Here is an 11,870-nt window from a genome sequence, read left to right on the forward strand (position 1 = left end):
GGTCGCGTAGGTTGCAAAATATAGAGGGTGAATAATAAGAAGCGGAAAAAGGTTAGAAAAATATGGCGTCGTTTATTACTGATTGGGTATGGGCATTATATGTACCTTTGGGTATGTTGCTCCTTTTGATGGTTATGATATATTTTCATAGGCATCATTGGCTGAAGTATGTGTACCTTGTCAGTGCTTCTTGTCTGCTTATAGAGATCTTTTCTCTTCTCTATTTACAGTGGCAGTCTCAGGGAGTGTCACCGGTGTCAACTTTTTCGGTTATCGTCGTTTTCTTGTTTATGTCCACTTATGGGCTTGGTTTAGGGCTTGCGGTGTTGTCCGTAGGTGCTTTTCTTGTAGAGTATGCACAGCGGCAGTGGTGGGCGAGAATCGTTATCGGCATTGCGCTTTTTGTGATTATCGTACTATTTTTTGTTTGCGTCTACTGGTTTATGCAGGGAGTAGCCTCACTGAATAGTGGCTGATGCGCTATGGGAGGCGCGCACTTGACGATAGAAAAAGAAGATTAAAAGGATCGTCAAGCGAGTTTGACGTAAGACACTCTGATGAGTGTGGGCACAGAGGAAGAAATGATGTTTTTGGTATTCATTTAAGGAGAACAACAAATGACAAAAGAAGAAAGAACAACAAAATGGCTCAAGCGTATACCGGGCGCAGAGCATATAGATATAGAAAAGAAAATCAAAATATGCGATAAAGTAGCAAGGAGAGCACTAATTGTCTTCTTTACTGTCTTGATCGTAGAGTTTGGTTTGCTGTTAATTATTGGTCAAGGTGAGTTGTTTAACGATATAGCCAATTTGCTGAATGCCATAGCAGATGGAAGCCACAGTCGCGCACACCGTAGAGGGCTGGCGATTGTAGGCGCGTTAGTCTGTGTGCCCATGATTGTGTTGCCTATCATTACCGCTCTTCTGCTTAAAAATAGGTGGCTTCAAGCGGAAGTGGATAAAGAGATCAGCGATTCGCATAAAGGCAAGTAAGCCTTGATTGAGATGGTTAGGACTTGCGGCAGTTGAATGCGGAGTTAGCCTGCTTATATAGTATTAGTTTTCAATTTATAACGTGTTCCATTTCGCGCTCAATAGTTGGGACAAAAATCTCAAGCGTAGCGGATAAAAATTCCGAGCGCTTAAAATAAAATTCCCCGGCTTGGAAATTTAGTGCCAAGTCGGGGAATTCATTTTATTTCAGCAGAACGGCGAACGAGACTACCAAAGCGAAGCGCTGCACACTACTCCTCGTTGAAGCAATAACGGTCTTGGTGCGAATCAAAATCGGTCGGCCCGTCGTAGCCGTGCGCATGTAAGATTTTCCGGATCTCCTCTTGCTGTTTCGGCGAAAGCGTGTGTTTGCCGTTCAAATAGCGATAGTAGTTGCTTCGTCCGTTAAGTAGTCGTATCAGATCAAGGCGCGCGGAGCGCATTTCGCCTACCTTTAAGTCTTCCATCAGTCCTTTAAATCCTGCGGCTATGCGCACTATTTCTACCGGCCTAAAGCAGGGACATTGCGCCTTTTTTAGTGCGGCGGGCACCACAGCATAGGTCGTAAATTCTTTGTTGGGCAGCGCCAGCCCGGCCTTGTAGCGAAGGCATTCGTTCTTGCGTTTACAAGATTCAAGGAAGCATACAGCCCAACCATTGGGCACGTCTTCATGTTTCAGTGTGATCATCATGGTTTGAATGTTTATAGGTGTATATTAGTTGTAAGCTTGAATAGCGGGAGGATATAGATTCTCGCTTGTTTTCAAGTATTTGTTTTCATGCGTTTCAATAGGTCATTCTTCTTTTCTTCAGCTTGCACGCTGTTGGCCGGCACTTTCGCTTTCGGCCCACCAAAGATTGATGAGCCGAAAGGCTGATTATTTGAAAGTGCGTAAGGAGCGCTTTAGCGTTTTACCTTTTTTACGCCGTCTACGATATAGATGCCGGCGGGTTGTTGCTCAAAAGGCTTATCAAGCTTCAAGCCTGTCAAATTGTAGATACCGCACGTCGAGGTAGGCGTCTTAGTGGTGGGCTCGTCAATACCGGTTGTGTTTTTCTTGATTTCTACCCAATCGGTCACTACTTTACCATCTGCACCAAAAACACCATAGAGGGGGTCGCAGATGGGATCAATAACATATTCTTTCCAATATGCTCCGTTAGGACTCGAAAGTTCGCAGCCGATAAACTCCGGCTTTTTATGTAGGCTTGCGATACTGCCTGAATCTTTAAACGCCTTGCTGCCCGGCGCTTGGACGCGGACGTTGCAGCAATCAAACTTCCATTGGCCGCAACACAGCCCAAAATCTTTTCCGCTTACCGCGATGGTGCAGTTGTTTATAGTGATAAAACCCTGATTAAAAATACCATAGCGAGTACCAAGGATGATACTCGTTGTTGTGCCCTTTATCGTTAGTTTTCCGCTCCCCTTAATTGTGAGCAACTTTTGGAACATATTGTATATTCCTTCGCGATGGTCCGCGATAATGCTGTTGTCGCCGATAAGATAAATGGTCAGTCCGTCTATATTGTTTGTAAGTCCGCCCGCATGGCCGCTTTCCTGCGTACTATGAATCGTGGCATTTTCGAGTGTGAGCGTTTTTGTTGCAGGGTCATATTGCGCTTTTCCGCTTACGCCCTCTATGACGCTGAGATCGTTATAATTTTCAGCCGTTACTGCCGTACCGGCAAGGTAGAGACCGTTTTCTTCTTGTGCCTCTGCCTGCTGTGGCAGTAAGAACGCGGCGATGAAGAGCAGGCCTATCGCCGTGTACAGATTTTTAAGTAAAGGTTTGTTCATAATGATATTGCCCCCCTGTTACAACTCCTTACAGAGCATCGCTGATTCGAGGACTTGAGCGTTAAGGTTGTATGATTAGGACGTGAATCAAAGATTCGTTGCAAAGTTAAAGAGAACGGACTATATTGTCAATCAAATGCTATATTTTTTTTCTTAAACTAAAAACATCGTAGAGAGTTGCAGCTTCACTTTAAAACAAGCTCTTCAAAGCAACGAAGAGATTTCCCTTCAGGCTGCCGAGGAGAAGCAGATGAAAACGCTTCATTTACTTGGGCATTCTGCTGATTTGTCGTACTTTTGCGCGAAGAAAGAGCGCATTCTGTCTTTGAGTAGCATTAGTCCGGGTGCTTGTTTATACAATATATTATATACAATAAGCCTTTCCCTTATTTGATATTGGTATATCTTTTGTTAAGAGATGAACGTTTGAATGCGTCATAAGCCTGAATAGGTTCAATAGTAGATAAAAGAAGAATATGAACGATAATAATAATTCTCCCAACCCTTTTTCTTTAATAGCAGACTTTGATGGGGACATCTCCGAACTCTATAATCGAGAGTTTAATGATGTGCTTCCGGTTTTGCCTTTGCGCAATATGACATTTTTTCCGGGCGTAGTGGCTCCCGTCATTGTCGGGCGAGAGTCATCTATGGCTTTGGTCAAACAAGCTGTGGATAATGGTAGCTTGATCGCCTTGGCCTGTCAGCGTGAATCCGAGAAGGAAGCGCCCAAGATCGAAGATCTTTATCCGATTGGCGTTGTAGCCAAGATTATGCGCGTTTTGGAATTGCCTAACGGAGCAACTTCCGTCATATTGCAAAGCTACGGACGCATCAGCCTGGGGGCAGCTACGCGCCAACGCCCTTTCTTGCGGGCTCGCGTAACAAAATTGCCCGATGTCCTCCCCGAACAAAACGATAAAGAGTATCAAGTGATGGTTGATTCCTGCAAAGATCTGACGATTCGCTTCTTGCGCACATCAGATATAGGGCACGAAGAAGCCGTCTTTGCTATTCAGAATATTTCTCATCCTGTTTTCCTTATCAATTTCATCTGTACCAATCTGCCTTTCCCGATGCAAGAAAAGCAGGAGTTGATGGCTGAATCGGATCATAAGAAGAAGACGCTGCGTTTGATGGGCATCTTGAATAGAGAATGCCAATACGCTTCGTTGAAGTTGCATATTCAAAATCAGACGCGCGAAGAGCTGGATCAACAACAGAAAGAATATTTCCTGCAACAGCAGATTAAGAATATTCAGAGCGAACTCGGCGATGCGCAGAATAGCGATGTGAAAGAGTTGCGCGAGAAGGCAAAAGATCTGAACTTTCCACCAAAAGTGGAGGAGACGTTTAATAAGGAGTTGCAAAAGCTCGAACGCCTTAATCCGCAAAACCCTGATTATAGCGTAGAACTTAACTATTTGCAGACGCTGACCAACTTGCCTTGGGGGAAGCAGACGGAAGATAAAATCAGCATTCCGAATGCGGAGCGCATATTGAACCGCGAGCATTATGGATTGGAGAAAGTCAAAGAGCGCATACTTGAGCATTTGGCGCTGATGCAATATAAAGAAGGCTTAAAAACGCCAATTCTTTGCCTTTACGGACCTCCGGGCGTGGGTAAAACTTCGCTGGGCAAGAGTATAGCCAACGCCTTAGGGCGTAAATATGTGCGCGTCTCTTTAGGCGGCGTCCACGATGAGGCTGAAGTGCGTGGGCATCGGCGTACTTACGTCGGCTCTATGCCCGGACGCATTATTAAGGGGCTGATCAAGGCACAGACGGACAATCCGGTCTTCGTCTTGGATGAGATAGATAAGGTCTCAGACAATAATTATAATGGTGATCCTCAAAGTGCACTGCTGGAGGTACTTGATCCTGAGCAGAACAGTGCATTCCACGATAACTTCTTGGACGTAGATTATGACTTGTCCAAAGTCCTTTTCGTCGCAACGGCCAATAGTCTTTCTACACTCCCCAGGCCGCTCTTAGACAGAATGGAGATAATTAGCGTAGATGGTTATTTGACGGAAGAAAAGAGAGAAATTGCCCGTCGTCACCTCATCCCTCGTATCGAAGAGGGTTTAGGCCTGCTTGGTAATATTAAATTTGCGCCTGCCGCATTAGAGTTTATCATCGAAAAATATACGCGTGAGAGTGGTGTGCGCCAATTAGAGAAGCAATTGGAGAAGATTTATCGGAAGATTGCCTTTCATAAAGCCAAGAATGGCACGTTGCCGTTTGATGGCGCCCAGCTTCGTCAGAAAGATGTCGAAGAATTGTTGGGCAAGCCCCTTTTCAGTCGCGAGCGCTATCAAGGCAACGGCTATGCCGGTGTCGTTACGGGCTTGGCGTGGACTGCAGTAGGCGGAGAAATTCTCTTTATCGAGACGAGCATAAGCCGCAGTAAAGCGCCGAAACTGACTTTGACGGGAAACCTTGGCGACGTGATGAAAGAAAGCGCTATCCTTGCTCTGGAATACATCAAAGCCCACGCTGAGAAGTTGCAAATAGATCCTCGTGTATTTGAAAATTGGAGCGTCCATATTCACGTACCCGAAGGAGCAACGCCTAAAGATGGTCCTTCAGCCGGTATTACCATTGCTACGTCCATTGCCAGTGCCTTGACACAACGCAAAGTGCGTCCGCATACCGCAATGACCGGAGAGATTACCTTGCGAGGGAAAGTAATGCCCGTCGGCGGTATCAAGGAAAAGATATTAGCCGCGAAGCGTGCCGGTATTACAGATATAATAATGAGTAAGGAGAACGAGAAAGACATTAAGGAGATCAACGAGAAATATGTGCACGGTTTGACCTTCCATTTCGTAGAGAATGTAGAGGAAGTGCTCAATATCGCCTTGTTGCAGGATAAGGTTGATAACGCCATCCAATTTGTATTTGAAGAGAAGCATGAGCGAGCTGATAACAAATAAACGTGCGGCGGGCTTCTTTACGCTTGAGCACACCGACGCCAACTCTGCCGCGCGTGTTGGGCATATTGCCACGGATCACGGCGTGATTCAGACACCGATCTTTATGCCGGTCGGCACGGAGGCAACGGTAAAATGCGTGCACCAACGCGAACTTCTTGATGATATACAAGCGCAGATTATTCTGGGCAATACGTACCATCTCTATTTGCGCCCGGGTCTGGATGTTTTAAAAGCGGCGGGCGGTCTGCATCGATTCAATGGCTTTACCAAACCGATGCTTACCGACAGCGGCGGATTTCAAGTCTTTTCTCTGACCGGCATTCGCAAACTAAGTGCAGAGGGCTGCGAATTTCGCTCGCACATCGACGGAAGTAAGCACTTCTTCTCTCCGGAACGCGTGATGGATATTGAGCGTACCATAGGTGCCGATATTATGATGGCTTTTGACGAATGTCCTCCCGGTACGGCCGATTATGCGTATGCTCGTAAGAGTCTTGATCTGACGCACGATTGGTTGCGTCGCTGTGTGAATCGTTTTAATCAGACAGAGCCGGAATATGGTTACCATCAGGCCTTGTTCCCGATTGCTCAAGGCTGTGTCTATAAAGACCTGCGCGAAGAGAGTGCCCGTTTCGTTAGCGAATTGGACGCCGAAGGTTATGCCATTGGCGGACTTGCCGTTGGTGAGCCTACGGAGCAGATGTATGAAATGATAGAAGTGGTCAACGCCATCTTGCCGCAAGATCGCCCGCGTTATTTAATGGGTGTAGGCACTCCCATCAATATCTTGGAAGCTATTGAGCGCGGCGTCGATATGTTTGATTGCGTGATGCCTACACGCAATGGGCGCAACGCTATGTTGTTTACAGCCGAAGGCACGATGAATATGCGCAACGCTAAGTGGGCTAAAGATTTTTCGCCCATTGATCCCGCCGGCACGAGTTACGTAGATACGTCTTACACGAAGGCTTATTTGCATCATTTGTTCAAGGCTAAGGAATTCTTAGCTATGCAGATTGCGAGCATACACAACCTTGCGTTCTATTTATGGCTGGCCGGTGAAGCGCGCCGTCATATTTTGGCCGGCGACTTTGTCGCTTGGAAGCGCGATATGGTAGAGCGTATGTCGAGAAGACTATAAATAAAGGAATGGAGCACAAAGCGCAGCACTCTCAGACGAAGACTTTCGCCGCCCGCTTGAGGAGTATTTTCTCCTTCGGCAAGCGGCGACGTGCGAAAGTTGCAAAGTCTGACGCTGCCCCTGCGGATGCAAAGCCGGCACGGCGAGCCAACCGATTGCCGCAACCTTTGCGCCGATTGCTGCAAAACCTTTCCGACCATCCACTACTTACTCGGTTGGATCGTTACATCATTTATAAGTTTCTCAGCACGTACATCTTCTTGATTGGCATTATCATTTCGATTGCTATCATCTTTGATTACAACGAGAAGATTGATAAATTTGAGAAGGCGCACGTATCTTGGACAAAGATAGCGTTCGATTATTACCTCAACTTCATACCTTATTTTTCCAACCTCTTTAGTCCGCTCTTCGTCTTCATTGCCGTCATCTTCTTTACCTCGAAGTTGGCCGACAATTCTGAAATAATTGCGATGAAATCTACGGGCATGAGTTTCCGCAGGCTCTTGCGCCCTTATATGATATCTGCCGCCATTATCGCGCTGACAAGTTTCGGACTCGGTGCCTACGTCATTCCGAAAGGCAACGTTGCTCGCGTTAATTTCGAGAACCGTTACATCAAGAAGTTGAATGCTCCCACGTCCGTCGAAAACGTACAAATGCAAGTCGACACCGGCGTTGTCGTCTACATATCTCGCTTTGACAACGAAACAAAGAGCGGTTATGGTTTCTCGCTTGATAAGTTTTACGGCAAAAAGCTTATTGACCACCTCACAGCGCAGTCTATTCAATACGACACATTGGCCGGCAAGAAAAACCAATGGACTTTGCGCCAAGTGCAACAAAGAAAAATGCGTGGTTTGCGTGAGCGTATAAGTTATGCCGACAAGGTTGACACCATTATTATGATGGAACCGCAAGACTTCTTCTACGTTCGCAACCAGCAAGAGACGATGACCGTGCCCGAACTGCGACAATTCATTGACAAACAACAAATGCGCGGTGCAGCCGGCGTCAGCCTTTTTGAAGTAGAATACCACAAACGCTTTGCGATGCCCTTTGCCGCTTTCATCCTGACGTTGATTGGCGTTTCTTTGTCTTCTCAGAAACGCAAAAACGGTATGGGTACGTCCATCGGTGTCGGCATAGCGCTAAGTTTCTCTTATATTTTATTCCAAACGATCAGTTCGAGTTTTGCGGTCAATGCCAATTGGTCGCCCATGTTAAGCGTTTGGATACCCAATTTACTTTTTGTGCTTATTGCCTTCGGTCTATATAAGCGCACCCCGCAATAACAGTTCACTTTAATAGAGACAGATTAAAACATGATACAGGAAGAACCTATTTTTTTTGAAGATTTAGCGCTCAGCGACGATGTGCTGGACGCGCTCTACGATATGCGCTTTGAGAAGTGTACGCCTGTGCAAGCTCGCTGTATACCTCCGATCTTGGAGGGCCGAGATGTCATCGGCATAGCTCAAACCGGCACGGGTAAAACCGCCGCTTACCTCTTACCCTTGCTCACGCTTCTGAAGCAAGAATCGCATCCTACAGACGCCGTCAACTGTTTGGTGATGGCGCCCACGCGCGAATTGGCGCAGCAGATTGATCAGGCCTTGCAAGGCTTTGGTTATTATGTGGATGTCAACGGAGTAGCCGTTTACGGCGGCAATGATGGCGTGCGCTACGAGCAAGAACGCAAGAGTTTGAAGCGCGGCGCCGACATCGTAATTGCTACGCCCGGCCGCTTACTGACCCATTTGGACCTCGGAACTTTTGATTTGAGTCGTACGACCCATTTAGTGCTTGATGAGGCGGATCGTATGCTGGATATGGGTTTCTCTGACGACATTCTGAAAATCGTAAAACACCTGCCCGAGCAGCGGCAAACGATTCTCTTTTCCGCAACGATGCCCGCCAAGATTCGCGAATTGGCTCACAAGATTATGCATAATCCGGAGGAAGTCTCCATTGCCATATCCAAACCGGCCGAAAACATCCGGCAAAGTCTTTTTATTTGCAAGGAAAACGACAAGACGGCGATTATCAAGCACCTCTTTGCCGACCAAAAGCCCGAGCGCGTGATCATCTTCTGCGGGAGTAAGCAGAAGGTAAAAGAGCTTAACATCACGCTAAAGCGTAAAGGCTACAATGTAGAAGCCATGCACTCCGATCTGGAGCAGAAACAGCGCGACGAAGTGATGCTTGGCTTCAAAGCCGGACGCATTGACATCTTGGTAGCCACGGATATCGTGGCCCGCGGTATTGATATTGACGACATAACTTTGGTAATCAACTACGACGTGCCGCGAGATGCGGAAGATTACGTGCATCGCATCGGTCGAACGGCTCGTGCCGGACGCAACGGCCGTGCAGTGACGCTCGTCGGAGAAAAGGATCGTTACGCTTTGCGCAATATAGAGCAACTTTTAGACAAGGAATTGCCGCGCGAAGTGCTGCCCGAGGGATTTACGCCGCCTGAAAAGCCAACGGCAACTTCAGGAGAACGGCGAGGAAATGCGCATCGTCGTTCGGCATCGATTAAACAGCGGGAGCAGCACGACCATAAGCGACGCGACAAGCGTAAGCCTGCGGGGGCAAAACACAATGATGGCGAAGGGCAAAAGCAAAAGCCGGCTTCCGCCCAAGGCGAACGGCCGACAGAACAAACCAACAAGCGCCGCCGCCGTCCAAACAGGTCGCGTCCGCGTCCGAAGGCGAAAGAAGAGGAGCCCAAGCGAGTGACGCCGCCGCCCATTCCTCCCCTGCCAAAGCCGTAAACTTTTTGGTTTTTTCGGCTATTCGCGCATTGCGAACAGCGATGCATATTCACCCAATATTAGCCCTTGTAGCAAGCGTTCTCTGCTACAAGGGCTTTCCTTCTTTTTTGATCAACCTTGTGCTTGCCTATGGTCGCCAACGGCTGAAATGCGTTATCGGTTGAGGCTGAAAACGATGAAAAACGGCCGGCATTGCTCTGTTGCTTGGCGTACTTGCTAACGATGTAGCTTGATCCTTCTTTCGTTTGCTGCCGGCAAACGATGATTTGGTGGCAGCAAACAATGGTTTGGTGTGAGCAAACTATGGTTTGTCGGCAGCAAACGAAACGTATATTCGAAATGGGGTGTGGCATAAGGCTTTGTTTGGCAGAAAAATCGTTGATGTGGCGAGAAATATTTTGGTGAGCATCTATACGTTTCAAACGTTTGACTGGTCAGCATCATACTTCCCGATACAATCCTTGTAGATGAGGGTTAAATCTTTTATGCTCCGCTGTTCTGATTGGGTGGGGGAGTATTGTAGTCGCGTTTGTAGGCTCAGATTTTGGGGCTTCCGGATTAACTTTCAATAGGGCGTATGAAAGGGATTGACGCCCGTGGAGTATGCATAGGATAGCCGCCTTTGAAGATTATACATCGTCTTCACCAAAAGCATAAAAAACGTCCGAACACGCGAAGCGTTCGGACGTTGGTTCATCTATAAACCTTGTAGGTTAGAGTTGGTCGTAAGCTTCGTGGAAGCCGACAACGGCTTCTATACCTTTGCGGAAAATATCTAAAGAGAAGTTTTCGTTAGGCGAGTGTATCGCGTTGCTTTCTAGGCCGAAGCCCATTAAAATCGTTTTCACGCCCAATACTTTTTCAAACACGCTGATGATAGGAATGCTACCTCCGCGGCGTGCAGCAAGCGGGCGTTTGCCAAATGCTTGTTCGAAGCCTTGCTCTGCAGCCTTGTAAGCGGGTAAAGATATGGGGCAGACGTAGCCATGACCGCCATGAGAGAAGGTGATTTTGACTTTTACGCTCTTGGGTGCAAGACTTTGGAAGTATTGCGCAAAGAGTTCGTTGATCTTATTGTAGTCCTGATGAGGCACAAGTCGGCAAGAGAGTTTGGCGTAAGCCTTCGAGGGGAGCACCGTCTTAGAGCCTTCGCCGATGTGGCCGCCCCAAATGCCACAAACGTCGAAACTCGGGCGGCAACTGTTGCGTTCAATGGTGGAATAACCTTTTTCTCCGCGTAACTCTTCGACATCAAGGGCGCGCTTATACTTCTCTTCATCGAAAGGAATAGAAGCGATCATTTTGCGTTCTGCGTCGGGGAGTTCTTCTACATCGTCGTAGAAGTGCGGAATCGTGATGCGTCCGTCGGCGTCCGTCATTTTCGCAATCATTTCGCAAAGCACGTTGATCGGATTGGCCACTGCACCGCCGAAATGTCCGCTGTGGAGGTCGTGGTTCGGGCCGGTCACTTCTACATCCCAATAGGCGATGCCGCGCAAACCTGTGGTGAGGGAGGGGAGATCAGCTGCCAGCATACTGGTATCGCTCACAAGAATTATATCGCTTTTCAGTAGTTCGCGGTGTTGCGCTAAGAAGGTTTCCAAACTGGGAGAGCCTATTTCTTCTTCGCCTTCGAGTATGAATTTTACGTTGTGGCGGAGCAAATTATGCTTAACCAAAAACTCAAAAGCTGCGTATTGGATGAAGGATTGCCCCTTGTCGTCGTCTGCTCCGCGGGCCCAAATGTGCTCGTCGCGCACCTCCGGTTTGAACGGGTCGGACTTCCATAGCTCTAAAGGCTCAACGGGCATCACGTCATAATGGCCGTAGATCAAAATAGTCTTGTCGGCGCCGGGAATAAGCTTTTCGGCATAGACCAGCGGATTGCCATCGCTGGGCATAACTTCGGCGCGGTCGGCTCCGGCAGCAAGCAAGAGTTCTTTCCATCGGTCGGCGCACTTCAGCATATCATCGTGGTGCTCGGGTAGTGCGCTGATGCTTGGAATACGTATGAGACTGAATAAATTTTCTAAGAGTCGGGGCTCATTATCCCGGATATAAGATTTTATCATTACGGTGTGTTTTATAGTAAATGGGTCTTTTTGCTTTCAATCATCCGCTCTCGCCGGCCGCTTGAGGCGACCGGCGAGCAGATAAGTTGGGTTGTAGAAATGGATCTTTGAATCTTGCCGGCCTGCTATGGCGATAGCGTGG

10 protein-coding genes are annotated in these 11,870 nt (G+C 47.7%); 6 read left to right on the forward strand and 4 right to left on the reverse strand.

Annotated elements, in window-relative coordinates:
- The first annotated feature begins 62 nt into the window (after window positions 1-62).
- Both GCWU000325_RS06750 and GCWU000325_RS06755 read left to right on the forward strand, forming a co-directional pair.
- Window positions 63-476 (forward strand): hypothetical protein, encoded by a 414-nt coding sequence (locus tag GCWU000325_RS06750; RefSeq protein ID WP_006255573.1) that lies wholly within the window; start codon window positions 63-65, stop codon window positions 474-476.
- 141 nt (window positions 477-617) lie between these two features.
- Window positions 618-995 carry a hypothetical protein gene (locus tag GCWU000325_RS06755; protein ID WP_006255575.1) on the forward strand — a complete coding sequence of 126 codons (378 nt, stop codon included), beginning with the start codon at window positions 618-620 and terminating at the stop codon, window positions 993-995.
- Window positions 996-1,246: 251 nt separating this feature from the next.
- Here GCWU000325_RS06755 and GCWU000325_RS06760 read toward each other — a convergent pair whose 3' ends face one another.
- Both GCWU000325_RS06760 and GCWU000325_RS06765 read right to left on the reverse strand, forming a co-directional pair.
- Window positions 1,247-1,687 carry a DUF6078 family protein gene (locus GCWU000325_RS06760; protein ID WP_006255576.1) on the reverse strand — a complete coding sequence of 147 codons (441 nt, stop codon included), beginning with the start codon at window positions 1,685-1,687 and terminating at the stop codon, window positions 1,247-1,249.
- Between the two features lie 212 nt (window positions 1,688-1,899).
- Window positions 1,900-2,796 (reverse strand): hypothetical protein, encoded by an 897-nt coding sequence (locus tag GCWU000325_RS06765; RefSeq protein ID WP_006255577.1) that lies wholly within the window; start codon window positions 2,794-2,796, stop codon window positions 1,900-1,902.
- Between the two features lie 476 nt (window positions 2,797-3,272).
- On the opposite strand from GCWU000325_RS06765, the gene lon reads away from it, so the two are divergent.
- The 4 genes from lon to GCWU000325_RS06785 are packed head-to-tail and all read left to right on the forward strand — an operon-like array spanning window position 3,273 to window position 9,656.
- Complete coding sequence (gene lon / locus GCWU000325_RS06770) at window positions 3,273-5,735, forward strand: endopeptidase La (protein WP_006255579.1); 2,463 nt, start codon at window positions 3,273-3,275, stop codon at window positions 5,733-5,735.
- Window positions 5,713-6,876, forward strand: coding sequence for a tRNA guanosine(34) transglycosylase Tgt (gene tgt, locus GCWU000325_RS06775; protein ID WP_006255580.1), 1,164 nt, complete (start codon window positions 5,713-5,715; stop codon window positions 6,874-6,876). Before lon ends, tgt begins: the two co-directional genes overlap by 23 nt.
- 8 nt (window positions 6,877-6,884) lie before the next feature.
- On the forward strand, window positions 6,885-8,171 hold the full coding sequence (locus GCWU000325_RS06780; RefSeq protein ID WP_006255581.1) for an LptF/LptG family permease: 1,287 nt from the start codon (window positions 6,885-6,887) through the stop codon (window positions 8,169-8,171).
- Between the two features lie 30 nt (window positions 8,172-8,201).
- Window positions 8,202-9,656: a DEAD/DEAH box helicase gene (locus GCWU000325_RS06785; protein WP_006255582.1), complete on the forward strand. Its 1,455-nt coding sequence runs from the start codon at window positions 8,202-8,204 to the stop codon at window positions 9,654-9,656.
- A 59-nt stretch (window positions 9,657-9,715) separates the two neighbouring features.
- On the opposite strand, the gene GCWU000325_RS11995 is transcribed toward GCWU000325_RS06785, so the two are convergent.
- Both GCWU000325_RS11995 and GCWU000325_RS06790 read right to left on the reverse strand, forming a co-directional pair.
- Entirely contained in the window at window positions 9,716-10,078 is a 363-nt protein-coding gene (locus tag GCWU000325_RS11995) for a hypothetical protein (protein WP_154646619.1), read from the reverse strand.
- A 291-nt stretch (window positions 10,079-10,369) separates the two neighbouring features.
- Entirely contained in the window at window positions 10,370-11,728 is a 1,359-nt protein-coding gene (locus GCWU000325_RS06790) for a dipeptidase (protein WP_006255586.1), read from the reverse strand.
- Between the last annotated feature and the right edge of the window lie 142 nt (window positions 11,729-11,870).

This window comes from Alloprevotella tannerae ATCC 51259, assembly GCF_000159995.1.
Taxonomy (GTDB): domain Bacteria; phylum Bacteroidota; class Bacteroidia; order Bacteroidales; family Bacteroidaceae; genus Alloprevotella; species Alloprevotella tannerae.

Bases quoted from the DNA above. Each gene is read 5' to 3' on its own strand.
- GCWU000325_RS06760 (WP_006255576.1), bottom strand. From the start codon at position 1,687: ATGATGATCACACTGAAACATGAAGACGTGCCCAATGGTTGGGCTGTA.
- GCWU000325_RS06790 (WP_006255586.1), bottom strand. From the start codon at position 11,728: ATGATAAAATCTTATATCCGGGATAATGAGCCCCGACTCTTAGAAAAT.
- tgt (WP_006255580.1), top strand. From the start codon at position 5,713: ATGAGCGAGCTGATAACAAATAAACGTGCGGCGGGCTTCTTTACGCTT.
- GCWU000325_RS06755 (WP_006255575.1), top strand. From the start codon at position 618: ATGACAAAAGAAGAAAGAACAACAAAATGGCTCAAGCGTATACCGGGC.
- GCWU000325_RS06785 (WP_006255582.1), top strand. From the start codon at position 8,202: ATGATACAGGAAGAACCTATTTTTTTTGAAGATTTAGCGCTCAGCGAC.
- GCWU000325_RS06765 (WP_006255577.1), bottom strand. From the start codon at position 2,796: ATGAACAAACCTTTACTTAAAAATCTGTACACGGCGATAGGCCTGCTC.
- GCWU000325_RS06780 (WP_006255581.1), top strand. From the start codon at position 6,885: ATGGAGCACAAAGCGCAGCACTCTCAGACGAAGACTTTCGCCGCCCGC.
- GCWU000325_RS06750 (WP_006255573.1), top strand. From the start codon at position 63: ATGGCGTCGTTTATTACTGATTGGGTATGGGCATTATATGTACCTTTG.
- lon (WP_006255579.1), top strand. From the start codon at position 3,273: ATGAACGATAATAATAATTCTCCCAACCCTTTTTCTTTAATAGCAGAC.